Below are 23,145 nucleotides of genomic sequence, written 5' to 3'. Positions count from 1 at the left end.
CTCCGTGCCGCTCTCGGAGCACGAGCAGCGAATGCTCGAGCAAATGGAGCGAGCGCTGTACGCCGAAGATCCCAAGTTCGCGACAGCGCTCGAGGGAAGTGGGCTGCGTACATACACCCGGCGACGGGTCTACCAGGCAATTGCTGGCTTCCTGGTGGGAATCGCGCTCCTCATGGCCGGAATGGTCGCTGAGAAGATGTGGATCACGGTGGCGCTCGGCGTGGTCGGGTTCCTCGTCATGCTGGGCTGCGCCGTGCTGGCCGTCACCGGCTGGCGCAAGGCGCCGAAGCCGGGCGAGCAACAGGCGGTGCGGGCCGGCGGTGCCGGTGAACGCCGTCAGAGCCGACAGCGCCGCTCCGTCATGAACCGGATCGAGCAGCGGTGGCAGCGCCGCCGCGACGAGCAGGGCCAGTAAGCGTTCTTACACGTTCGGGTGAGGGGCGGTCGCGTTGTCGCGGCCGCCCCTCACCCATGACCGGGACGGGTCGCGGCGGGGCGGGACAGCGTTCCGTGTCGTGTGCCGTGCGTGGCGTCCCTCGGCCGCGGTCCCGGGTCCTGGGGCCCTGGGTCACGGGATTCCGGGGCTCCGAGGCCCGCGTCTCCGCCGTACGGCGCTCCGGGTTCCGTGGCGCCTCGCGCCGGGGCCGGTCCCTCGCACAGCCCCGACGGCCCCGGGCCACCCCCCCCGCAGGGAGGCCGCCCGGGACCGGGGGTCAGCCCTGCTGGCGGGACGGGCGGCGGGACCAGACCGGCCGGCGCGGCAGCCGCCACCGTCCGGCCAGAGCAGCCCGGCGTTCGGACAGGGCCCACACCACCCGTACGGCCGAGCGCGGAGCGACGGTCGCACGGAGCCGGGTGAGGCGGTCGGCCGAGAGTCGCAGTCCGGCCCGGACCGTCCGGGCGTCCTGGGCCAGACCCGGCATCGGACGCGGCTCCGGCGCGTAGAGCACCTGCTCCACCGAGCCCGCCACCCGGTGCACCGCGGCGGCCGCCTCGGTGTCCAGCCGCCCCTCCCGCGCCACCCGTTCGGCGGCCCTGCGCGGGGTCAGCGAATCGTCCGGTGCGATGCCGTGGTCCCAGGCGGTGTCGGTGATCTCCTGCCAGGCCGCCAGCGTCCTCGCGGCCGTGTCCGCCGGGGTCCGGCCGGTGGAGGAGCCGAGCCTGCGGGCCCGGACGCGGGTGCGCCAGAGCATCGGCAGCGCCGGGAGCAGCAGCACGACCAGCACCAGCAGGACCACACCGAGCACGGTGCCGACCGGGGTCCCCGGGTCCTTCGGCGTCACGAGCCCCGGCAGCGCCGAGCTGCCGCACTCGCCCTGGCGGCGCATCTGCGCCGGGCAGCTCTCGGAGGCGGACGGCGTGGCCGCCGCTGCCGCCGAGGGGTCCTTCTCCGGCCGCGCCGGATCCGCCGTGTCCCCGGCCGGGGCGTCCGGCAGGGTGTACGACGGGGTGGAGCCACGGGTCGGGGTCGGCTCGAAGCGGGTCCAGCCCACGCCCTCGAAGTACAGCTCGGGCCAGGCGTGCGCGTCGCGCAGCCCGACCGACATCGACCCGTCGGACTTGGGCGCGCCGGGGGTGAAGCCCACGGCGACCCGGGCCGGGATGCCCAGCGTCCGCGCCATGGCGGCCATCGTGAACGAGAAGTGGACGCAGAAGCCCCGGCGGTCCCGCAGGAACCGGCCGATCGCCGCGCTGCCCGTCCCCGAGGTCACCGAGGTGTCGTAGGTGAAACCGCCGTCCGAGGCGAAGTAGTTCTGGATCTTCACCGCCTGCTCGTAGGCGTTGGACGCCCCCTTCGTCACCTCCTCGGCCGTCTGCTTGACCACCAGGGGCAGGGTGTCCGGCACATGGGTGTACTCACGCAGCAGGGCCTCCGGCGCCGGGCCCGCGTTGGCGAGCTGCTGGGCCGTCGGCTGCACCAGCAGGCTGGAGATCTCGTACCGGGCGCCACCGGTCGTCTCCCCGTCGTCCCCGACGAGGGTGCGGCCCTCCGGCTCGTACCGCCACTTGCCGCCGACCCGCACCTCGGTCGCCGGATAGGGGAGCGGCAGATAGGTCTGCCGGTAGGAGTCCGCGGCGGAGATGTTGGTGCGGACCTCCGTGACGGCGACGTCCGACGCCAGGCCGGCCGGCTGCGGAAGCCGCTTCGGCACGTCCCGCAGCCGTCGTGTGGAGGCCCGCCACTCGTTCCCGTTGAACTGGTCCAGAGCCAGGATACGGAGGTAGAAGTCCTGCACTCCGGTCGCGTTGGTGCGGTACGTCATCACCTCCCGGTTCTCCGGCTGGTTCAGGTTGTTCTGCAGCGAGACCAGCGGGTTGACCGCCGAGATGGTGCCGCCCCCGCCGCCCTTGCCGTTCCCGGCGCCCGAGCCCAGCAGCAGCCCGTTGTCGAGCGCGGGCAGGGCGGCCGGCACGACCAGGGCGATGCCCAGGGCCAGCGCGCCGATGCGCCGGCCGGTGCGCACCGGGGCGAGCGCCCGCCCGCTCTCCAGACCGGCCGACGAGGGGCCCCGGGACCGGGCCGCCCCCGCGAAGACCCGCCCCCACTGGGAGAGCCGGTCGCGGCCCTCGGCCAGCAGCAGGAGCAGATAGCCGGAGGCGGCCAGCAGGAACCACAGCCAGTCCGCGCCGCCGTCGGAGAGCCCGGCCGCCACCGAGTACAGCGCGAGCAGCGGCAGCCCGGCGGGCGCCGCGCTGCGGAAGGTGACCGCCAGCGCGTCCACCAGCAGCCCGACCAGCAGCACCCCGCCCACCAGCATCAGCCGGATGCCCTCGGTGGCCGGTGCCGGGATCGCGTACCGCCCGACGTCGTCCGCACCCGCGTTGAGCAGATCCGCCAGCCGCTGCACCGACAGCGGGCCGGGCAGGAAACCCGCCAGCGCCTGCTCCCGGGCGAACGCGGCGGTCAGCAGCAGCACCGTCACCACCGCCTGACCGGCCACGATCAGCAGCCTGGGCAGGGGCACCCGCCGTCCCAGCACCCCCACACCGACCTGAACGGCCAGCAGGAACCCGGCCTGCAGGATCCAGGCGACCGGGTCGACCAGCGGCAGCATCGAACACGCCGCCATCAGCGTCGCCGCGAAGGCGCCGAGCGCCAGCCGACCACGACCGCTCATGAACGTCCCCTCATGACCAACCATCCGTGAAACCCGTCGTCCCGCCCGCCGCGCCGGAGCGGGTGAGGGCGTCGTGCCGGCTCGCCTGCTGCCACAGCGCGGCCAGCTCCGCGCCCGGCGGGACCGGCACCACCGTCCACCCCGCCTCGCGCAGCCGCCGCAGCCGCTCCCCGGCCGCCGTGTCCGTCGTGGGCCCGTCCCCGTGGACCCAGGTGCCGCTGTCCAGGACGAAGGCGACCGCCCCGCCGCTGCGCTGGCGCATCCGGGCCGCCACCGCCGCCTGCTCCTCGTCCAGGTCCCCGAAGAAGGCGATCAGCAGGCCCTCGTTGCCCCCGCGCAGCACGTCGTACGCCCGGGAGAGGCCGCCCCCCTCCGAGTGGTCGACCACCGCCAGGGTGTCCATCATCAGACCGGCCGACTCCGCGGAGTCCTGGGTGGAACCGGCGAAACCGCTCTCGCCCTCGCCCGGCACCGAGGTGCCGTCGTCCGTCAGCAGCCGGACCGCGAAACCCCGCTCCAGCATGTGCACCAGCGCGGACGCCGCACCGGAGACCGCCCACTCGAAGGCCGAGTCGGGGCCCGTGCCCCGGAAGGCGATCCGCCGGGTGTCCAGCAGCACCGTGCACCGGGCCCGCTGCGGCTGCTCCTCGCGGCGCACCATCAGCTCGCCGTAGCGCGCGGTGGAACGCCAGTGGACGCGGCGCAGATCGTCGCCGTGCCGGTAGCCGCGCGGGATGACGTCGTCCTCACCGGCCAGCGCCAGCGTGCGCTGCCGCCCCTCGCCGTAGCCCGACGACTCGCCGGACAGCCGCACCGGCGGCAGCGGCTCGGTGCGCGGGACGACCACCAGCGTGTCGTACGCGCTGAAGGACCGGGTCAGCTCGCACATCCCGAACGGATCGCTCAGCCGCAGCTGGAGCGGCCCGAGCGGATAGCGCCCGCGCAGATCCGACCGCACCCGGTACGAGACCTCGCGGCGCCCGCCCGCCTCCACCCGGTCCAGCACGAACCGGGGCCGGGGCCCGAGCACGTACGGCACCCGGTCCTGGAGCATCAGCAGTCCGGTGGGCAGCCGCGAGACGTTGTCCATCCGCAGATGGACCCGGGCCTCGGAGCCCGCGGGGACCCGGGACGGGGAGAGCTTGCGGGTACCGGCCACCCGGTAGCGGGTGCGGTAGAGCACCGTGGCGCAGACCAGCGGCAGCACCGCGAGCAGCAGGCCGACCCGCAGCAGATCGGCCTGGCCCAGCACATACGCGCAGACCGCGGCGGCCACACCGGCCGCGAGGAAGGACCGGCCCCGGGTGGTCAGACCGCCCAGGGCGGCCCGCAGACCGCCCTTGTCCTCGCTCTCGTCCATCCCGGTGGGCCCCCCGGCGGACATCAGAGCCGCCGCGCGCCGGGCTGCGGCCGGCCGCCGTACCCCACGCCCTGCTGGTGCGGGGGAACGGCCGCGCCGCCCGAGCCCGTGGGCACCGGGGTCTGCTGGAGGATCTCCCGCACCACCTGCTCGGCCGTGCGGCGGTTCAGCTGCGCCTGGGCGGTGGGCAGCAGCCGGTGCGAGAGCACCGCGACGGCCAGCGCCTGCACATCGTCCGGCAGGCAGTAGTCGCGGCCGTTCAGTGCCGCGGAGGCCTTGGCGGCGCGCAGCAGATGCAGGGTGGCGCGCGGCGAGGCACCCAGCCGCAGATCGGCGTGGCCGCGGGTGGCCCCGACCAGCTGCACCGCGTACCGCCGGACGGCCTCGGCCACATGGACCGTGCGCACCGCCTCGATCAGCTTGGCGATGTCGTGCGCGTGCGCCACCGGCTGGAGGTCGTCGAGCGGCGAGACGCCGCCGTGCACGTCGAGCATCCGCAGTTCGGCCTCCGCGCTGGGATAGCCGATCGACACCCGCGCCATGAACCGGTCGCGCTGGGCCTCGGGCAGCGGGTAGGTGCCCTCCATCTCCACCGGGTTCTGCGTGGCGACCACCATGAAGGGGTCGGGCAGCTCGTAGGAGTGGCCGTCGATGGTGACCTGGCGCTCCTCCATCGACTCCAGCAGCGCGGACTGGGTCTTCGGCGAGGCGCGGTTGATCTCGTCGCCGATCACGATCTGGGCGAAGATCGCGCCCGGTTTGAACTCGAACTCGCGGCGCTGCTGGTCGAAGACGGACACCCCGGTGATGTCCGACGGCAGCAGGTCCGGTGTGAACTGGATGCGCCGCACCGAACAGTCGATGGACCGGGCCAGCGCCTTGGCGAGCATGGTCTTGCCGACGCCCGGGACATCCTCTATCAGCAGATGCCCCTCGGCGAGCAGCACGGTCAGCGCCAGGCTCACGACCTCGGGCTTGCCCTCGATCACGCCCTCCACCGACCTGCGCACCCGCTCCGCTGTGGTGGTCAGATCTGTGAGGCTCGCTCGATCGTCATAGGTCGTCACCCGGCCCTCCTCGGCCCTGCCCCGCGCTCGCACGGAGCACGGGTTCCCCAGTCACGGGCCGGCGCCCTCGTACGGCCCGGCCCACCCCGAAATGCGGACACCGCGCCGGACGGGTCCGGCGGGGTGTCTCTCCGCATTCTTGTTGCCGTTACCGCTTCGTGTCACTCGCCTGTGGACAACCGGGGTCGATATGTCGGATCGGGAGGGATTTTCCCCGCCGGACGGAGGCGCGGCGGAGGGGTCGCGTCAAGAAACCGGAAGGATCTCGCGCAGCAGCCCCGTCGTCACGTCGAAGACGAAACCGCGCACGTCGTCCGCGTGCAGCAGGAACGGCGAGGTGCGGACCCGCTGCATCGACTGGCGGACGTCCTGGTCCGCGTCGCTGTAGGCCTCCACCGCCCAGGCCGGCCGCTGGCCGACCTCCATCTCCAGCTCGTGGCGGAACTCCTCGGTGATGGACTCCATGCCGCAGTTGGTGTGGTGGATCAGGATCACGCTGCGGGTGCCGAGCGCGCGCTGGCTGATCGACAGCGAGCGGATCACGTCGTCGGTCACCACACCGCCGGCGTTGCGGATGGTGTGACAGTCGCCGAGCGCCAGGCCGAGCGCCTTGTGGAGGTCGAGACGGGCGTCCATGCACGCCACCACGGCGACGCGGAGCACGGGCTTGGCGTCCATGCCGGGGTCGGTGAACTCGGCGGCGTACTGGACGTTCGCCTCGACCAGCTGGTCGGTGACGGTACCGCCGGTGCGGGCCTGGCCCGCGGCAGGGGAGTGCGCAGAAGTCGACATGCTCTAGACGTTAGTGCCCGAGGGGCCCGTCGGCGTGGTGGGGAAGGGGACAAAGAACGTCAACGACACTTGTTGTGAGGTAACCCACAAGCCTCACACCCGCCCACCCGGCCGGGTGAACGACGCGGGGGCCGACGCGCTGCCGGGTTGATTGATCGGGAATCGATCGAATGGCAGGGTGGACTAAAGTGACGGGAAGTTACCGACACCCTGCACATTCCGATGTTTTCCCCGTGTGCGCGGCGTACGTACGGCCCGGCCCTCTCCCGCTCGCCGGTCGGCTGACGCCCCTTCCCCGGCGCCGGCGGACCTCCCCTTCGCGAGCGGGCGGGGACCAGGCCGTACGTGCAGCGCCCCCGGGACCTGAGCCTGAGAGGGCGCATGAGCCAGACCCGACACGTCCCGGTGATGCTCCAGCGGTGCCTGGACCTGTTGGCCCCGGCTCTGGAGGCCCCCGCCGCGCAGCCGCCCGTCGTCGTCGACTGCACCCTCGGACTCGGCGGCCACAGCGAGGCCCTGCTCTCCGCCTTCCCCACCGCCCGGCTGATCGCGCTCGACCGGGACAAGGAGGCGCTGCGCCTCTCCGGTGAACGGCTCGCCCCCTACGGGGACCGCGCCACCCTGGTGCACGCCGTCTACGACGAACTGCCCGAGGTGCTGGAGCGGCTCGGCGTCCCCCGCGTCCAGGGCGTCCTCTTCGACCTCGGCGTCTCCTCCATGCAGCTCGACGAGGCCGACCGCGGCTTCGCGTACGCCCAGGACGCGCCCCTCGACATGCGCATGGACCAGACGACCGGCATCGGCGCGGCCGAGGTGCTCAACACCTACCCGCCGGGCGAACTGGTCCGGATCCTGCGCGCGTACGGCGAGGAGAAGCAGGCGAAACGGATCGTCTCCGCGGTCGTCCGCGCACGCGAGAAGGAGCCGTTCACCAACAGCGCCCGGCTCGTCGAGCTGATCCGCGACTCCCTGCCGCAGGCCGCCAAGCGCACCGGCGGCAACCCCGCCAAGCGCACCTTCCAGGCCCTGCGCATCGAGGTCAACGGCGAACTGACCGTCCTGGAACGGGCGATCCCGGCCGCCGTGCGCAGCCTCGCCGTCGGCGGACGCATCGCCGTCCTCTCGTACCACTCGCTGGAGGACCGGCTGGTCAAGCAGGTCTTCGCGGCGGGCGCCGCGAACACGGCCCCGCCCGGTCTGCCCGTCGTCCCCGAGCGCTACCAGCCCCGGCTCAAGCTGCTCACCCGGGGCGCGGAACTGCCCACCGAGGAAGAGGTCGCCGAGAACCGGCGCGCCGCCCCCGCCCGGCTGCGCGGCGCCCAGCGCATCCGTGAGGACGAGCGATGAGCGGCCCCCGCGCGCGGACCGGGTCCGGTCCGGGAGCGGCGCGGTGAGCACCCCGGCGGGCCGGCTGAAGGGGCGGGCGGCACGGCTCGGCAGGCTGATGCCGGCCGGGCCCAGCAAGGCGGCCCGGACCCCGTTCGTGCTGCTGGTCGTGGTGCTCCTCGGCGGCGGCCTGATCAGCCTGCTCCTGCTGAACTCCGCGCTCAACGAGGGCTCCTTCCGGCTCAGCGAACTGCGCAAGCGGACCACCGATCTGACCGACGACCAGCAGGCCCTCCAGCGCGACGTCGACCGCGCCTCCGAGCCCGACGCCCTCGCCCGGCGCGCCCGGGAGCTGGGCATGGTCCCCGGCGGCAGCCCCGTCTTCCTCGGCCCGGACGGCAAGGTCCGCGGCGTGCCCTCCACCGCCACCGCCGAACCCACCCCGGCCCCGCCGAAGCCGTCCTCCTCCGGACCGGTGTCCCAGGCCGCCCCGCAGGCCTCCGGACAGCCCCGGCCGACCCCCGCCCCGCCGGCCTCCGCGAGCGGCGCCCCGGTGACGCCCGGCGCCTCCACGAGCCCGCGTACCACGGCGGTACCGCCCTCCCCGAGCCCCGGCAGGTGACGCAGTGCCCTCCAAGGAACCACCGCGCCGCAGGGTCCCCGGCCCGGCCCGCCCGCGCGGCGCCGCGCCCCGCTCCGGACGGCCCGAACCGCGCCGGCGGCCCGCGCCCGCCCCGCGCGGCCGCGCCGGGCAGGCACCCCGCTCCTCCCGCCCGCTGCGCCTCGGCAGCCCGCGGCCCCGGCTGCGGCTGGTCAGCCTCGCCCTGACGCTCGTCATGATCGCGTTCGTCGTCCGGCTCCTGCAGGTCCAGGCCGTGGACGCCGGGGCGTACGCCGCGAAGGCCGAGAAGAACCGCTATCTGAGCTACACGGTGGCCGCCGAGCGCGGCGAGATCACCGACCGCAGCGGCATCGCGCTGGCCACCAGCGTCGACGCGTACGACATCACCGCCGACCCCAAGATGTTCACGCCCGAGGACAGCAAGGCCCCCGACGCGCCCCAGCAGGCCGCGTCGCTGCTCGCGCCGATCCTCGGGACCGACGCGGCCGGGCTGGCCGCGAAGCTCTCCAAGCCGAAGAGCCGGTACGCCGTGCTCGCCCGCCGGCAGACCCCGCAGGTCTGGAAGCAGATCAAGGACCTCAAGTCCGTCTTCGCCGAGAAGGCGCAGAAGGACAAGGCGGCCGGCGGCCCCGGCGCCAATGTGCTGGCCGGGGTCTTCCAGGAGCCCACCACCAGGCGCGTCTACCCCAACGGGGGACTCGCCGCCGGGATACTGGGCTACGTCAACGCCGAGGGCAAGGGCGCCGGCGGCCTGGAATCGCAGCTGGACAAGGAGCTCGCGGGCCAGGACGGCACGATCAAGTACGCCCAGTCCGGCGGCCGCCGGGTGCCCACCGCGGGCACCAAGGAGGTTCCGGCCGTGGCCGGTTCCGACATCGAGCTGACCATCGACCGCGACATCCAGTGGGCCGCCCAGAAGGCCATCGCCGACCAGGTGAAGAAGTCGAAGGCCGACCGGGGCTACGTCGTCGTCCAGAACACCCGCACCGGCGAGGTCCTCGCCATGGCCAACGCGCCCGGCTTCGACCCCAACGACCTCTCCGGCGCCGACAGCGCCTCCCTGGGCAACGCGGCCCTCCAGGACGCCTACGAACCCGGCTCCACCAGCAAGGTCATGTCCATGGCCGCCGTCCTGGAGGAGGGGGCCGCCACCCCCCTCACCCATGTCACCGTGCCCAACCGGCTGCACCGCGGCGACCGGCTCTTCAAGGACGACATCGACCACATCACCTGGTACCTCACGCTCAACGGCGTCCTGGCCAAGTCCAGCAACATCGGCACCATCCTCGCCACCGGACAGCTCGGGAAGACCCAGCCCGAGGCCAACAAGGTGCTCTACTCCTACCTGCGCAAGTTCGGCATCGGCTCACCGACCGGACTCGACTACCCCGGCGAGACCCCCGGCATCCTCGCCAAACCGCAGGACTGGTCGGTCTCGCAGCAGTACACGATCCCCTTCGGCCAGGGACTCTCCCTCAACGCCATGCAGGCCGCCTCGATCTACTCGACCATCGCCAACGGCGGGGTCCGGATCGAACCGACCCTCGTCCGCGGCACCAAGGGCCCCGACGGCCGCTTCACCGCCGCCGACGCGCCCGAGCAGACCCGCGTCGTCAGCGAGAAGACCGCCAAGACCCTCGCCACCATGCTGGAGTCCGTGGTCGGCGACGAGGAGGGCACCGGCACCAAGGCGAAGATCCCCGGCTACCGGGTCGCCGGAAAGACCGGTACGGCCAACCGGGTCGACCCGGTGCGCGGCGGCTACCACGGCTACACCGCCTCGTTCGCCGGATTCGCCCCCGCCGACGACCCCCAGATCACCGTGTACTGCGCCATCCAGAACCCCACCAGCGGCGGCCACTTCGGCGGCCAGATCTGCGGACCCATCTACAAGCAGGTCATGGAGTTCGCGCTGAAAACGCTCCAGACAGCCCCCTCGGGCAGCGAACCGGCCCGGCTGCCGGTGTCCTTCAAACCCGGCGAGTAACGCGCGGAGACCACCAGTGACAACCATCACCCCCGACCCCGGGAACCGGAACGGGAACCCCCGCCCCCCTGCCCCCTCACTTCGCGAGAGGCCGGGTGCGCCCGGTACGCTCACCGCCGTGCCCCACGCTGAACAGTCCCGAACCACCCCGAAGGACGCCCCTGTGAACTACCCGGGAGCGCCCCGCCCGGAACGACTGCGGCCGACCTCCCTGGTCACCCTGGCAGAGCTGCTGGGAGTAGAACCACCGGGCACCGGCGACGTCACCGGCATCACCCACGACTCCCGTGCGGTACGCCCCGGGGACGTCTACGCGGCCCTGCCCGGCGCCCGGCTGCACGGCGCCGACTTCGCCGGCCAGGCCGCCGGTCTCGGTGCCGCCGCGATCCTCACCGACCCGGCCGGCGCCGAGCGCGCCGCCGCCACCGGACTCCCGGCGCTCGTCGTCGAGGACCCGCGCGGCCGGATGGGCGAACTCGCCGCCGAGATCTACGGCCACCCCGGCGCGGACCTGCTCCGCGTCGGCATCACCGGCACCTCCGGCAAGACCACCACCGCCTATCTGATCGAGGGCGGCTTCCGCGGCGCCGGCCGCGCCACCGGCCTCATCGGCACGGTGGAGACCCGCATCGGCGACGAGCGCATCAAGTCCGAGCGCACCACGCCCGAAGCCACCGACCTCCAGGCCCTGTTCGCGGTGATGCGCGAACGCGGCGTGGACGCGGTGACGATGGAGGTCTCCAGCCACGCCCTGATGCTCGGCCGGGTCGACGGCTGCGTCTTCGACGTCGCGGTCTTCAACAACCTCAGCCCGGAGCACATGGAGTTCCACTCCGGCATGGAGGACTACTTCCAGGCCAAGGCGCGGCTGTTCACCCCGCAGCGCAGCCGGCGGGCCGTCGTCAACCACGACGACGCGTACGGCCGCCGGCTGATCACCGAGGCGACCGTCCCGGTCACCACCTTCTCCGCCGAGGGCCACCCGGACGCCGACTGGCGCGCCGACGACGTCCGGGTCGGACAGCTCGGCTCCACCTTCACCGCGGTCGGGCCCGGGGGCGAGCGGATCGCCGCCGCCTCCCCACTGCCCGGCCCCTTCAACGTCGCCAACACCCTCGCGGCGATCGTCGCGCTGGCCGTCGCGGGCGTCGACCCGCAGACCGCCGCCGACGGCATCGCCGCCGTCCCCGGGGTGCCCGGCCGGCTGGAGCGCGTCGACGCCGGACAGCCCTACCTGGCCCTCGTCGACTACGCGCACAAGACGGACGCCGTCGAATCGGTGCTGCGCTCACTGCGCAAGGTCACCAAGGGCCGGCTGCACATCGTCCTCGGCTGCGGCGGCGACCGCGACACCACCAAACGCGGCCCGATGGGCGCGGCGGCGGCCCGGCTCGCCGACACCGCCGTGCTCACCTCCGACAACCCGCGCTCCGAGGACCCGCTGGGCATCCTCGCCGCCATGCTCGCCGGCGCCGCCGACGTCCCCGTGCACGAACGCGGCGACGTCCTGGTCGACGCCGACCGGGCCGCCGCCATCGCCGCCGCCGTCCGCCGCGCCGGACCCGGTGACACCGTGCTGATCGCCGGCAAGGGCCACGAGCAGGGCCAGGACATCCACGGAGTGGTCCGCCCCTTCGACGACCGGCTGGTCCTGCGCGAGGCCATCGAGCGGTCCCGGGGCCACGAGAACGCCACCCACGAGAACAACAGTCAGGGATGACCAAGTGATCGCCCTTTCCCTCGCCGAGATCGCGGACATCGTCGGCGGGCAGCCGCACGACATACCGGATCCGGCCGTCACCGTCAGCGGACCCGTCGTCATCGACTCCCGGGAGGTGAAGCAAGGCAGCCTCTTCGCCGCGTTCGCCGGCGAACGCGTCGACGGCCACGAATACGCGGCGCGCGCCGTCGAGGCGGGCGCGGCCGCCGTCCTGGCCACCCGCCCGGTCGGCGTCCCCGCGATCGTCGTCGACGACGTGGTGGCGGCGCTCGGCGCGCTCGCCCGGTCCGTCGTCGAGCGCCTCGGCAGCACCGTCGTCGCGCTCACCGGCTCCGCCGGCAAGACCTCCACCAAGGACCTCATCGCCCAGCTCCTGGAGCGCAAGGGCCCCACCGTCTACCCGGCGGGCAACCTCAACAACGAGATCGGCCTGCCGCTCACCGCGCTGCGCGCGACCGCCGAGACCCAGCACCTGGTCCTGGAGATGGGCGCCCGCTACATCGGGGACATCCGCTACCTCACCGGCCTCGTCCCCCCGCGCGTCGGCCTCGTCCTCAACGTCGGCAGCGCGCACATCGGCGAGTTCGGCGGCAAGGAGCAGATCGCCCAGGCCAAGGGGGAGATGGTCGAGTCCCTCCCCGAGGACGGCGTCGCCGTCCTCAACGCCGACGACCCCCTCGTCCGCGCCATGTCCTCCCGCACCAAGGCCCGGGTGGTCCTCTTCGGCGAAGCCGCGGATGCGGACGTACGGGGCGAAGACGTGCGCCTCACCGCGGACGGACGCCCCGCCTTCCGCCTCCACACACCCACCGGGTGCAGCGATGTGACCATGCGCCTGTACGGTGAGCACCACGTGTCGAACGCGCTCGCCGCGGCCGCCGTCGCCCATGAGTTGGGCCTGTCCGCAGACGAGATCGCCGTTGCGCTCTCCGAGGCGGGCACCCTCTCCCGCTGGCGCATGGAGGTCACCGAGCGTCCGGACGGCGTGACGTTCGTCAATGACGCCTACAACGCCAACCCCGAATCCATGAAGGCCGCACTGCGTGCGCTGGTCGCCATGGGGAAGGGGCGTCGTACGTGGGCGGTGCTCGGCCAGATGGCCGAGCTCGGCGACGCCTCGCTCGCCGAGCACGACGCGGTCGGACGGCTCGCCGTCCGGCTCAACGTCAGCAAGCTCGTCGCGGTCGGGGGCCGAGAGGCCTCCTGGCTGCAACTGGGCGCATACAACGAGGGTTCGTGGGGTGAGGAGTCGGTGCTTGTGTCCGACGCACAGGCTGCCGTCGACCTGTTGCGCAGGGAACTGCGCCCGGGAGACGTCGTGCTGGTGAAGGCGTCCCGGTCGGTCGGCCTGGAGCAGGTGGTAACGGCACTGCTGGAGAGCGCGACCGAGGGCGAGGTCGCGGGCCGATGAGGCAGATCCTCTTCGCGGGGGCCATCGGGCTCTTCCTGACCCTGGTCGGCACCCCGCTGCTGATCAAGCTCCTGGCCCGCAAGGGATACGGGCAGTTCATCCGGGACGACGGCCCGCGCACCCACGGATCGAAGAAGGGCACGCCCACCATGGGCGGCATCGCCTTCATCCTGGCGACGATCATGGCGTACGTCCTGGCCAAGGTGATCACCGGCGAGGACATGCGCTTCTCCGGTGTGCTGGTCCTCTTCCTGATGACCGGCATGGGCCTGGTCGGCTTCCTCGACGACTACATCAAGATCGTCAAGCAGCGGTCGCTGGGTCTGCGCGCCAAGGCCAAGATGGCCGGCCAGCTGATCGTGGGCATCGCCTTCGCGGTGCTCTCGCTCCAGTTCGCCGACGCCCGCGGCAACACCCCGGCCTCCGACAAGCTCTCCTTCGTCGAGGACTTCGGCTGGTCGATCGGCCCGGTGCTCTTCGTCGTCTGGGCGCTGTTCATGATCCTCGCCATGTCCAACGGCGTGAACCTGACGGACGGTCTGGACGGCCTGGCCACCGGTGCCTCGGTGATGGTCTTCGGCGCGTACACCTTCATCGGCCTCTGGCAGTTCCAGGAGTCCTGCGCCAACGCCGCCACCCTCACCAACCCGAGCGCCTGCTTCGAGGTGAGAGACCCGCTCGACCTGGCGGTCGTGGCCTCCGCGCTGATGGGCGCCTGCTTCGGCTTCCTCTGGTGGAACACCTCGCCCGCCAAGATCTTCATGGGGGACACCGGTTCGCTGGCCCTCGGCGGCGCCCTGGCCGGCCTCGCGATCTGCTCCCGCACCGAATTCCTGATGGCGGTCCTCGGCGGCCTCTTCGTGATGATCACGATGTCCGTCGTCATCCAGGTCGGTTCGTTCAAGATGACCGGCAAGCGGGTCTTCCGGATGGCCCCGCTCCAGCACCACTTCGAACTCAAGGGGTGGTCCGAGGTCCTTGTGGTGGTCCGCTTCTGGATCATCCAGGGCATGTGCGTCATCGTCGGCCTCGGCCTCTTCTACGCAGGATGGGCAGCCAAGAAGTGAGCAACGTGGACTGGCGGGGCAAGCGCGTCACGGTCGCCGGACTCGGGGTCTCCGGGATCCCGGCGGCCCGGGTGCTGCACGGCCTCGGCGCCGTCGTGACCGTGGTCAACGACGGCGACGACGAACGTTCCCGCGCCCAGGCGGCGGAGCTGGAGGCGCAGGGCATCGCCGTGCGCCTCGGCGACGGCGCCACCCTGCCGGAGTCCACCGAACTCGTCGTCACCGCCCCCGGCTGGCGGCCCGACAAGCCGCTGTTCGCCGCGGCCGCCGAGGCGGGCGTCCCGGTCTGGGGCGACGTCGAACTCGCCTGGCGGCTGCGCGGACAGGACGGGAGGAAGCCCGCACCCTGGCTCGCGGTCACCGGCACCAACGGCAAGACCACGACCGTCCGGATGCTCGCCTCCATCCTGGAGGCCGCCGGGCTGCGCACCGCCGCCGTCGGCAACATCGGCGTCTCGCTGCTGGACGCCGTGCTCGGCGAGGAGACGTACGACGTCCTGGCCGTCGAACTCTCCAGCTACCAGCTGCACTGGGCGCCCTCGCTGCGCGCCCACTCCGGGGCCGTCCTCAACCTGGCCCCCGACCACCTCGACTGGCACGGTTCCATGGAGGCGTACGCCGCCGACAAGGGCCGGATCTACGAGGGCAACACGGTCGCCTGCGTGTACAACGCGGCGGACCGGGCCACCGAGGACCTGGTGCGGGAGGCGGACGTCGAGGAGGGCTGCCGGGCGATCGGCTTCACCCTCGCCACCCCAGGCCCCTCCCAGCTCGGCGTGGTCGACGGCATCCTCGTCGACCGGGCCTTCGTGGCCAACCGCCAGAAGCAGGCCCAGGAGCTGGCCGAGGTCGCGGACGTGAACCCGCCGGCCCCGCACAACATCGCCAACGCGCTGGCCGCCGCCGCGCTGGCCCGCGCCTTCGGCGTGCCGCCGACCGCCGTGCGCGACGGGCTGCGGGCCTTCCGCCCCGACCCGCACCGCATCGAGCACGTCGCGGACGTCGCCGGGGTCGCGTACGTCGACGACTCCAAGGCCACCAACACCCACGCCGCCGAGGCGTCCCTCGCGGCCTACGAGCCGATCGTCTGGATCGCCGGCGGCCTCGCCAAGGGCGCCACCTTCGACGAGCTGGTCAAGGGGTGCGCCGGGCGGCTGAGGGGCGTCGTCCTGATGGGCGCCGACCGCGCCCTGATCCGCGAAGCCCTCGCGCGACACGCGCCCGAGGTCCCGGTGACCGACCTCGACCGGACCGACACTGGGGCGATGTCCGAGGCGGTCCGCGAGGCGGCACGGCTCGCCCGGCCGGGAGACACCGTACTGATGGCCCCGGCCTGCGCCTCGATGGACATGTTCGTCAACTACAACAAGCGGGGCGAGGCCTTCGCGGACGCCGTCCGCGCGCTGGCCGCCGAGAACGCCTGACGGGCCCGGCCTCCACGCCGCACCGTCCCGGGACCACCGGGACGGTGCGGCTGCGCGGGGCCCGGCCCCGGCGCCGGAGCCCCGGGCACGAGCAGTGGAGGGGACAGGGACCATGCCGGCCGACGAGAGCTCCGCCGCACCCGGCGCAGACCGCTCACGAGCGCATCCGGCGTTCGGCCGGGCGCCGCGACCGCCCCTCCTCGCGACCGGGGGAGCCCCGCTCCGGGCCGGTGAAGCGCTGCGCGTGCGTCCCGCCGCGGCCGGACCCCGGCGTCCCTCCGCGGTCCGCTCCAGGGCCTCCGGCGGCTCCCGCTCGCCCCGGGGCGGCGGGGTGCGGCGGTTCCACGAGCGGCTGCGGCGGGCCTGGGACCGCCCGCTGACGGCGTACTACCTCATCCTGGGCGCCGGGCTGCTGATCACCGTGCTCGGGCTCGTGATGGTCTACTCCGCCTCGATGATCAAGGCGCTGGAACTCGACAAACCGGGCACGTACTTCTTCCGCAAGCAGTTCCTCGCCGCGGTGATCGGCGCCGGACTGATGGCGGTGGCCGCCCGGATGCCGGTCAAGCTGCACCGGGCCCTGTCGTATCCGCTGCTGATGGGCGCGGTCTTCCTGATGGTGCTGGTCCAGGTGCCGGGGATAGGGATGTCGGTCAACGGCAACCGGAACTGGCTCTACCTGGGCGGGCCCTTCCAGCTCCAGCCCAGCGAGTTCGGCAAGCTCGCCCTGGTGCTGTGGGGGGCCGATCTGCTGGCCCGCAAACAGGACAAGAGGCTGCTGACCCAGTGGAAGCACCTGCTGGTCCCGCTGGTCCCGGTCGCCTTCATGCTGCTCGGGCTGATCATGCTCGGCGGTGACATGGGCACTGCGATCATTCTCACGGCCGTGCTGTTCGGCCTGCTCTGGCTGGCCGGGGCGCCCACCCGGCTGTTCGCGGGGGTGCTCGCCGTCGCCGGAGCGGTCGCGTTCCTGCTGATCAAGACCAGTCCGAACCGGATGTCCCGGCTGGACTGCATGGGAGCCAGCGAGCCCGGTCCGGGGGGCTCCTGCTGGCAGGCCGTGCACGGCATCTACGCTCTGGCATCGGGCGGATGGTTCGGTTCCGGACTCGGTGCAAGTGTGGAAAAATGGGGCCAACTTCCCGAACCGCACACCGACTTCATCTTCGCCATCACCGGGGAGGAACTGGGGTTGGCGGGGACGCTGTCGGTACTCGCCCTCTTCGCGGCTCTAGGCTATGCGGGTATCCGCGTGGCCGGACGCACGGAGGACCCCTTCGTGAGGTACGCGGCGGGAGGTGTGACCACCTGGATCACGGCCCAGGCCGTGATCAACATCGGTGCGGTGCTCGGTCTGCTGCCGATCGCCGGTGTCCCGCTCCCGCTGTTCTCGTACGGGGGGTCGGCCCTGCTGCCGACCATGTTCGCAGTCGGGCTGCTGATCGCGTTCGCGCGAGCGGATCCCGCCGCCAAGGCGGCCCTGGCCACGCGGAGGCCCGGGGTGAGATGGAAGACGATGAGACGGCGCGTCAAGAAGCGTCCGTCCGGAGAGCGGTGAATTTCGGTGCATGTCGTACTCGCCGGTGGGGGGACCGCCGGCCACATCGAGCCCGCGCTGGCCCTCGCGGACGCCCTGCGCAGGCAGGACCCGAGCGTGGGCATCACCGCCCTCGGCACGGAGCGCGGACTGGAGACCAGGCTCGTACCCGAGCGGGGGTACGAACTCGCCCTGATCCCGGCCGTGCCGCTGCCCCGCAAGCCCACGCCCGAGCTGATCACCGTCCCGGGCCGGCTGCGCGGCACGATCAAGGCCGCCGAGCAGATCCTGGAGCGCACCAAGGCGGACTGCGTGGTCGGCTTCGGCGGCTACGTGGCCCTGCCCGGCTATCTCGCCGCCAAGCGCGCCGGAGTGCCGATCGTGGTCCACGAGGCCAACGCCCGGCCCGGCCTGGCCAACAAGATCGGCTCGCGGTACGCGCACGGCGTCGCCGTGTCCACCCCGGACAGCAAGCTTCGCGGTGCCCGCTACATCGGCATTCCGCTGCGCCGCACCATCGCCACCCTGGACCGGGCCCGGGTCCGCCCGGAGGCGCGCGCCGCCTTCGGCCTCGACCCCAACCTGCCCACGCTGCTGGTCTCCGGCGGCTCGCAGGGCGCCCGCCACCTCAACGAGGTGGTCCAGCGGGTCGCTCCGCTGCTCCAGCGCTCGGGCATCCAGATCCTGCACGTGGTCGGCCCGAAGAACGAACTGCCGCGCGCCGACAACATGCCCGGGATGCCGCCCTACATCCCGGTACCGTACGTGGACCGGATGGACCTCGCGTACGCCGCGGCCGACATGATGCTCTGCCGCGCGGGCGCGATGACCGTCGCCGAACTCTCCGCCGTCGGGCTGCCCGCCGCCTACGTCCCGCTGCCCATCGGCAACGGCGAACAGCGGCTCAACGCCCAGCCGGTGGTCAACGCCGGCGGTGGCCTGCTGGTGGACGACGCGGCGCTCACTCCCGAGTGGGTGCAGGGCAACGTCCTCCCGGTCCTGGCCGATCCGCACCGGTTGTACGAAATGTCCCGCGCCGCCGCCGAGTTCGGCCGCAGGGACGCCGACGACCTTCTGGTCGGCATGGTGTACGAGGCGATTGCCTCGCGCCGAGGCGCGTGAGGCGGACGGGTCCGGGGGTGCCGACACCCCCGGGCCCCGCGTAAGGAGCGAGCGTGGCCGGACCGACGACCGCCCAGCGCGGTGCAGGGCAGCAGCAGGAGACCCCGGACGGCCCGCCGGGCGCGGGACCCCGGGTGCGCCGGATGTCCCGGCGCACCCTGCTGATCGTGAGCGCGGCCGCCGTGCTGCTGCTCGGCGCGGGCACGGTCTGGGCGCTCTACGGTTCCTCCTGGTTCCGCACCGAACAGGTCAGGATCACCGGGCTCGACGTGCTCGCGCCGGACGAGGTGGAGGCCGCGGCCGCGGTGCCGATGGGGGCCCCGCTCCTCTCCGTGGACACCGGTGCCGTCGCCGACCGGTTGCGCCAGAAGTTGCCTCGTATCGATTCGGTGGATGTCGTTCGGTCATGGCCGCACGGCATCGGACTTAAAGTGACCGAACGACAGCCGGTCCTGTTGGTGAAAAAGGGGACGAAGTTCGTCGAAGTGGACGCCGAAGGTGTGCGTTTCGCGACGGTGGACAAGGCCCCCGGGCGCGTGCCCCTGCTGGAACTGACCCCCGATCAGTCCGCGAGCCTGCGCCGCTTCGGCAGTGACCGGCTGGTGCGGGAGGCGGTCCGGGTCGCCGGCGATCTCCCCGACGGGGTCGCCGAGGACACCCGGGTCGTGCGGGTCGCCTCGTACGACGCGGTCTCCCTGGAACTCTCCGGGGACCGCACGGTGTTCTGGGGGAGCGGTGAAGAAGGTGTGGTGAAGGCGAAGGTCCTCACCGCGCTCATGAAAGCTTCTCCCAAAGCGGGACACTTCGACGTGAGTGCGCCCACCGCCCCCGCGGTGTCAAGCAGTTGACGTGTATTCGTCCTGGCCAGCACCCTGGTTGGTCAGCGCTACGGGTGATCACATAGGGTGAAAAGAAAAACGGGAGGTTCGGCGTGTTCGTTGAACGGGCGCCACTTGTCGACTTAGTGTCCTGTTCGGAAGAGTCCATGAAGCAGACACACTGGTAACCCTAAACTTCAAGGTTAGGGTTCGGGTCGGCATTCGGACCGTCCCAATCGGCATCCGTCGTCGCGGCGGGACCACCGCGAAGCGACGACACGTAACTCGAGGCGAGAGGCCTTCGACGTGGCAGCACCGCAGAACTACCTCGCAGTCATCAAGGTCATCGGTGTCGGCGGCGGTGGTGTCAATGCCATCAACCGAATGATCGAGGTCGGCCTCAAGGGCGTCGAGTTCATCGCGATCAACACGGACGCACAGGCGCTGTTGATGAGCGACGCCGACGTCAAGCTCGACGTCGGCCGTGAACTCACCCGGGGCCTGGGCGCCGGGGCGAACCCGGCCGTCGGTCGCAAGGCGGCAGAGGACCACCGTGAGGAGATCGAGGAGGTCCTCAAGGGGGCCGACATGGTCTTCGTCACCGCGGGCGAGGGCGGCGGCACCGGCACCGGTGGCGCACCCGTCGTCGCCAACATCGCGCGCTCGCTCGGCGCCCTGACGATCGGTGTGGTCACCCGCCCGTTCACCTTCGAGGGCCGGCGCCGCGCCAACCAGGCGGAGGACGGCATCGCCGAGCTCCGCGAAGAGGTCGACACCCTCATCGTCATCCCGAACGACCGGCTGCTGTCCATCTCGGACCGCCAGGTGAGCGTGCTCGACGCGTTCAAGTCGGCCGACCAGGTCCTGCTCTCGGGTGTCCAGGGCATCACCGACCTCATCACCACCCCGGGTCTGATCAACCTCGACTTCGCCGACGTCAAGTCGGTCATGTCCGAGGCCGGATCGGCGCTCATGGGCATCGGCTCGGCCCGCGGCGACGACCGCGCGGTGGCCGCCGCGGAGATGGCGATCTCCTCGCCGCTCCTGGAGGCGTCCATCGACGGCGCCCGCGGTGTCCTGCTCTCCATCTCCGGCGGCAGCGACCTCGGTCTCTTCGAGATCAACGAGGCCGCCCAGCTGGTGAGCGAGGCGGCGCACCCGGAGGCCAACATCATCTTCGGCGCGGTCATCGACGACGCGCTCGGCGACGAGGTCCGGGTCACCGTGATCGCGGCCGGATTCGACGGCGGACAGCCGCCGGCCCGCCGGGACAACGTCCTGGGCTCGGCCTCCGCCAAGCGCGAGGAGCCGGCCCCGCCGGTCCGGGCCGCCGAGCCCGTGCGCCAGAGCGGCGGACTGGGTTCGGTCCCGCCGCGCGAGGAGCCGCCGGTCCAGCCCGAGCCGGTTCCGGTGGCGCACGAGACGCACATCCCGCCGGTCGTCCCGCCGGCCCGGCCCTACCAGGACTCCCAGGCCGAAGAGCTGGACGTCCCGGACTTCTTGAAGTGATAGGTCCGCACCACGCTGTGAACGCGAAGGATTCTGTTTCTTCGGAAGGCGGCGCTCACTTCTCCTTCACCGACAGGTGGGGCGGGGTGAGCGCCGCTCCGTACGCGGAGCTCAATCTCGGCGGCGCGGTCGGTGACGACCCCGCCGCCGTTCTCGCCAACCGGGAGCGGGCCGCGCGGGCGCGCGGACTCGACCCGGTCCGGGTCGTCTGGATGAACCAGGTGCACGGCCGGGACGTCGCCGTCGTCGACGGCCCCTGGGGCGAGGACCGCGAGATCCCCGCGGTCGACGCGCTGGTGACCACCCGGCGCGGACTCGCGCTCGCGGTGCTCACCGCCGACTGCACTCCCGTTCTGCTCGCCGATCCGGTCGCCGGAGTCGTCGCAGCCGCACACGCGGGCCGTCCGGGACTGCTCGCCGGGGTCGTGCCGGCGGCGGTCGGGGCCATGACCGGACTCGGCGCCGATCCCGCCCGGATCATCGCCCGCACCGGGCCCGCCGTCTGCGGCCGGTGCTACGAGGTGCCGGCCGTGATGCGCGACGCGGTCGCCGCCGAGGTCCCCGCCGCATGGTCCGAGACCAGCTGGGGCACCCCGGCCGTGGACGTGACCGGCGGAGTCCTCGCCCAGCTCGCGGAACTCGGCGTCACCGACCGGCGGTCCTCGCCGGTGTGCACGCTCGAATCCGCTGACCACTTCTCGTACCGACGCGACCGCACCACCGGGCGGCTCGCCGGATATGTCTGGTTGGACTGATAGGGCATGACGGAACGCAAGCAGCAACTCGCCGCGAACCTGGCACAGGTGGAGGAACGCATCGCTTCCGCCTGCGCCGCCGCCGGTCGCAAACGGGAAGAGGTGACGCTCATCGTGGTCACCAAGACCTACCCGGCGAGCGATGTGCGAATCCTGCATGAACTCGGTGTGCGTCATGTCGCGGAGAATCGTGACCAGGACGCCGCGCCCAAGGCCGGTGCATGTGCGGATCTGTCCCTCAGATGGCACTTTGTCGGTCAATTGCAGACCAACAAGGTTCGTTCGGTGGTCGGTTATGCCGATGTCGTGCAATCCGTCGACCGTACGAAGCTGGTGACCGCGCTCTCGGCCGCCGCCGTGCGCGCCGGGCGCGAACTCGGCTGTCTCGTCCAGGTCGCGCTCGACGCCGAGAGCGGACAGCGCGGTGAGCGCGGCGGGGTCGGGCCCGACGGGATCGGCGAGTTGGCCGACGCGATCGCCGACGCGCCCGGGTTGCGGCTCGACGGGCTGATGACGGTCGCGCCGCTCGCCGGTCCGTTCGCCGGACGGCAACGGGCCGCCTTCGACCGGCTGATGGAATTCTCATCCCGGCTGCGCGGGAACCATCCGGCTGCGAACATGGTCTCTGCAGGAATGAGTGCGGACCTCGAGGAAGCGGTGGCGGCCGGAGCGACACATCTACGCGTCGGTACTGCGGTACTCGGAGTACGCCCCGGGCTCGGGTAACGTCGCCAAGCAGGTCGGACCACAGCAGAAAATATGGTCATTACCGCCCATGGCGGGCAGGCCGAAGTGGATCGCGGGCACTTGGTGACAGAAGCCGATCCACCACAGAGCGGAGGACTCAGAGCATGGCCGGCGCGATGCGCAAGATGGCGGTCTACCTCGGCCTCGTGGAGGACGATGGGTACGACGGTCCGGGGTTCGACCCCGACGACGAATTCGAACCCGAGCCGGAGCCCGAGCGCGACCGGCGCCGGCATCAGCCCGCGCACCAGGTGGAGCGGGACCGGGATCGGGAGGAGCCGGTCCGCGCGGTCCAGCCGCCGGCCCAGCGGGAGCCGGTCCAGATCCCCGCGGAGAGAGAGCGACCCGCCCGGATCGCACCCGTGGCATCCATCACACCTGAACGCCCGAACCTGGAGAAGAACGCACCGGTGATCATGCCCAAGGTCGTGTCCGAGCGGGAGCCGTACCGCATCACCACGCTGCACCCCCGGACGTACAACGAGGCCCGTACCATCGGGGAACACTTCCGTGAGGGCACTCCGGTGATCATGAATCTCACGGAGATGGACGATACGGATGCAAAGCGACTTGTCGACTTTGCCGCGGGACTCGTCTTCGGTCTCCATGGCAGCATTGAACGTGTGACGCAGAAGGTGTTCCTGTTGTCGCCTGCTAACGTCGATGTCACGGCGGAGGACAAGGCCCGCATCGCAGAGGGCGGATTCTTCAACCAGAGCTGAGAACACGACACCGGGAACGAACCGGCCGGGAGGCCGGAGC

Annotated in this window: 19 protein-coding genes; 15 read left to right on the top strand and 4 right to left on the bottom strand. The window is 72.1% G+C overall.

Features of this window, described 5'->3' with window-relative positions; translation table 11 throughout:
- Positions 1 to 4 precede the first annotated feature (4 nt).
- A complete protein-coding gene (locus ACZ4FH_RS12495; RefSeq protein ID WP_383643468.1) occupies positions 5 to 415 on the top strand; it encodes a DUF3040 domain-containing protein in 411 nt (136 codons plus the stop codon).
- Between the two features lie 298 nt (positions 416 to 713).
- Here the strand turns inward: ACZ4FH_RS12495 and ACZ4FH_RS12490 are convergent, their stop codons facing one another.
- The 4 genes from ACZ4FH_RS12490 to ACZ4FH_RS12475 form a co-directional block, all read right to left on the bottom strand.
- On the bottom strand, positions 714 to 3,119 hold the full coding sequence (locus ACZ4FH_RS12490) for a transglutaminase TgpA family protein (RefSeq protein WP_467304241.1): 2,406 nt from the start codon (positions 3,117 to 3,119) through the stop codon (positions 714 to 716).
- A gap of 10 nt (positions 3,120 to 3,129) precedes the next feature.
- Positions 3,130 to 4,479: a DUF58 domain-containing protein gene (locus ACZ4FH_RS12485; protein ID WP_467304240.1), complete on the bottom strand. Its 1,350-nt coding sequence runs from the start codon at positions 4,477 to 4,479 to the stop codon at positions 3,130 to 3,132.
- A 23-nt stretch (positions 4,480 to 4,502) separates the two neighbouring features.
- A complete protein-coding gene (locus ACZ4FH_RS12480; RefSeq protein ID WP_467304239.1) occupies positions 4,503 to 5,546 on the bottom strand; it encodes an AAA family ATPase in 1,044 nt (347 codons plus the stop codon).
- 246 nt (positions 5,547 to 5,792) lie between these two features.
- Entirely contained in the window at positions 5,793 to 6,338 is a 546-nt protein-coding gene (locus ACZ4FH_RS12475) for a beta-class carbonic anhydrase (RefSeq protein ID WP_467304238.1), read from the bottom strand.
- A 381-nt stretch (positions 6,339 to 6,719) separates the two neighbouring features.
- Between ACZ4FH_RS12475 and rsmH the strand changes: the two genes are divergently transcribed.
- The 14 genes from rsmH (at position 6,720) to ACZ4FH_RS12405 (ending at position 23,105) form a co-directional block, all read left to right on the top strand.
- A complete protein-coding gene (gene rsmH, locus ACZ4FH_RS12470) occupies positions 6,720 to 7,685 on the top strand; it encodes a 16S rRNA (cytosine(1402)-N(4))-methyltransferase RsmH (RefSeq protein WP_467304237.1) in 966 nt (321 codons plus the stop codon).
- A 43-nt stretch (positions 7,686 to 7,728) separates the two neighbouring features.
- Positions 7,729 to 8,286, top strand: coding sequence for a cell division protein FtsL (gene ftsL / locus ACZ4FH_RS12465; RefSeq protein ID WP_467304236.1), 558 nt, complete (start codon positions 7,729 to 7,731; stop codon positions 8,284 to 8,286).
- A gap of 4 nt (positions 8,287 to 8,290) precedes the next feature.
- A complete protein-coding gene (locus tag ACZ4FH_RS12460; protein WP_467304235.1) occupies positions 8,291 to 10,273 on the top strand; it encodes a peptidoglycan D,D-transpeptidase FtsI family protein in 1,983 nt (660 codons plus the stop codon).
- Between the two features lie 16 nt (positions 10,274 to 10,289).
- Positions 10,290 to 11,993 carry a UDP-N-acetylmuramoyl-L-alanyl-D-glutamate--2,6-diaminopimelate ligase gene (locus ACZ4FH_RS12455; protein ID WP_467304234.1) on the top strand — a complete coding sequence of 568 codons (1,704 nt, stop codon included), beginning with the start codon at positions 10,290 to 10,292 and terminating at the stop codon, positions 11,991 to 11,993.
- 4 nt (positions 11,994 to 11,997) lie between these two features.
- Complete coding sequence (locus ACZ4FH_RS12450) at positions 11,998 to 13,404, top strand: UDP-N-acetylmuramoyl-tripeptide--D-alanyl-D-alanine ligase (protein WP_467304233.1); 1,407 nt, start codon at positions 11,998 to 12,000, stop codon at positions 13,402 to 13,404.
- On the top strand, positions 13,401 to 14,471 hold the full coding sequence (gene mraY, locus ACZ4FH_RS12445; protein WP_383643497.1) for a phospho-N-acetylmuramoyl-pentapeptide-transferase: 1,071 nt from the start codon (positions 13,401 to 13,403) through the stop codon (positions 14,469 to 14,471). The genes ACZ4FH_RS12450 and mraY overlap by 4 nt, the downstream gene beginning before the upstream one ends.
- Entirely contained in the window at positions 14,468 to 15,895 is a 1,428-nt protein-coding gene (murD, locus tag ACZ4FH_RS12440) for a UDP-N-acetylmuramoyl-L-alanine--D-glutamate ligase (RefSeq protein WP_467304451.1), read from the top strand. The genes mraY and murD overlap by 4 nt, the downstream gene beginning before the upstream one ends.
- A 112-nt stretch (positions 15,896 to 16,007) precedes the next feature.
- The gene (ftsW, locus tag ACZ4FH_RS12435; protein ID WP_467304231.1) at positions 16,008 to 17,453 is read left to right on the top strand and encodes a putative lipid II flippase FtsW; all 1,446 of its coding nucleotides are present in this window, start codon (positions 16,008 to 16,010) and stop codon (positions 17,451 to 17,453) included.
- A 6-nt stretch (positions 17,454 to 17,459) separates the two neighbouring features.
- Positions 17,460 to 18,554, top strand: a complete 1,095-nt coding sequence (murG, locus tag ACZ4FH_RS12430; RefSeq protein WP_383643504.1) for an undecaprenyldiphospho-muramoylpentapeptide beta-N-acetylglucosaminyltransferase — start codon at positions 17,460 to 17,462, stop codon at positions 18,552 to 18,554.
- A 53-nt stretch (positions 18,555 to 18,607) separates the two neighbouring features.
- Entirely contained in the window at positions 18,608 to 19,402 is a 795-nt protein-coding gene (locus tag ACZ4FH_RS12425; protein WP_467304230.1) for a cell division protein FtsQ/DivIB, read from the top strand.
- A gap of 276 nt (positions 19,403 to 19,678) precedes the next feature.
- Complete coding sequence (gene ftsZ, locus ACZ4FH_RS12420) at positions 19,679 to 20,881, top strand: cell division protein FtsZ (RefSeq protein ID WP_467304229.1); 1,203 nt, start codon at positions 19,679 to 19,681, stop codon at positions 20,879 to 20,881.
- Complete coding sequence (gene pgeF, locus ACZ4FH_RS12415; RefSeq protein WP_467304227.1) at positions 20,878 to 21,636, top strand: peptidoglycan editing factor PgeF; 759 nt, start codon at positions 20,878 to 20,880, stop codon at positions 21,634 to 21,636. The genes ftsZ and pgeF overlap by 4 nt, the downstream gene beginning before the upstream one ends.
- 6 nt (positions 21,637 to 21,642) lie before the next feature.
- Entirely contained in the window at positions 21,643 to 22,362 is a 720-nt protein-coding gene (locus ACZ4FH_RS12410; protein WP_383643515.1) for a YggS family pyridoxal phosphate-dependent enzyme, read from the top strand.
- Positions 22,363 to 22,487: 125 nt separating this feature from the next.
- Positions 22,488 to 23,105 carry a cell division protein SepF gene (locus ACZ4FH_RS12405; protein WP_467304225.1) on the top strand — a complete coding sequence of 206 codons (618 nt, stop codon included), beginning with the start codon at positions 22,488 to 22,490 and terminating at the stop codon, positions 23,103 to 23,105.
- The last annotated feature ends 40 nt before the right edge of the window (positions 23,106 to 23,145 follow it).

It is taken from the genome of Streptomyces sp. NPDC024555 (genome assembly GCF_055559335.1).
The sequence above is the reverse complement of the archived record's forward strand: the minus strand, read 5'-3'. Positions and strand labels throughout refer to the sequence as shown.

Coding starts and splice junctions, on each gene's coding strand:
- ACZ4FH_RS12490 (WP_467304241.1), bottom strand. CDS start 3,119: ATGAGCGGTCGTGGTCGGCTGGCGCTCGGCGCCTTCGCGGCGACGCTG.
- mraY (WP_383643497.1), top strand. CDS start 13,401: ATGAGGCAGATCCTCTTCGCGGGGGCCATCGGGCTCTTCCTGACCCTG.
- ftsW (WP_467304231.1), top strand. CDS start 16,008: ATGCCGGCCGACGAGAGCTCCGCCGCACCCGGCGCAGACCGCTCACGA.
- ACZ4FH_RS12410 (WP_383643515.1), top strand. CDS start 21,643: ATGACGGAACGCAAGCAGCAACTCGCCGCGAACCTGGCACAGGTGGAG.
- ACZ4FH_RS12485 (WP_467304240.1), bottom strand. CDS start 4,479: ATGGACGAGAGCGAGGACAAGGGCGGTCTGCGGGCCGCCCTGGGCGGT.
- ACZ4FH_RS12405 (WP_467304225.1), top strand. CDS start 22,488: ATGGCCGGCGCGATGCGCAAGATGGCGGTCTACCTCGGCCTCGTGGAG.
- rsmH (WP_467304237.1), top strand. CDS start 6,720: ATGAGCCAGACCCGACACGTCCCGGTGATGCTCCAGCGGTGCCTGGAC.
- ACZ4FH_RS12475 (WP_467304238.1), bottom strand. CDS start 6,338: ATGTCGACTTCTGCGCACTCCCCTGCCGCGGGCCAGGCCCGCACCGGC.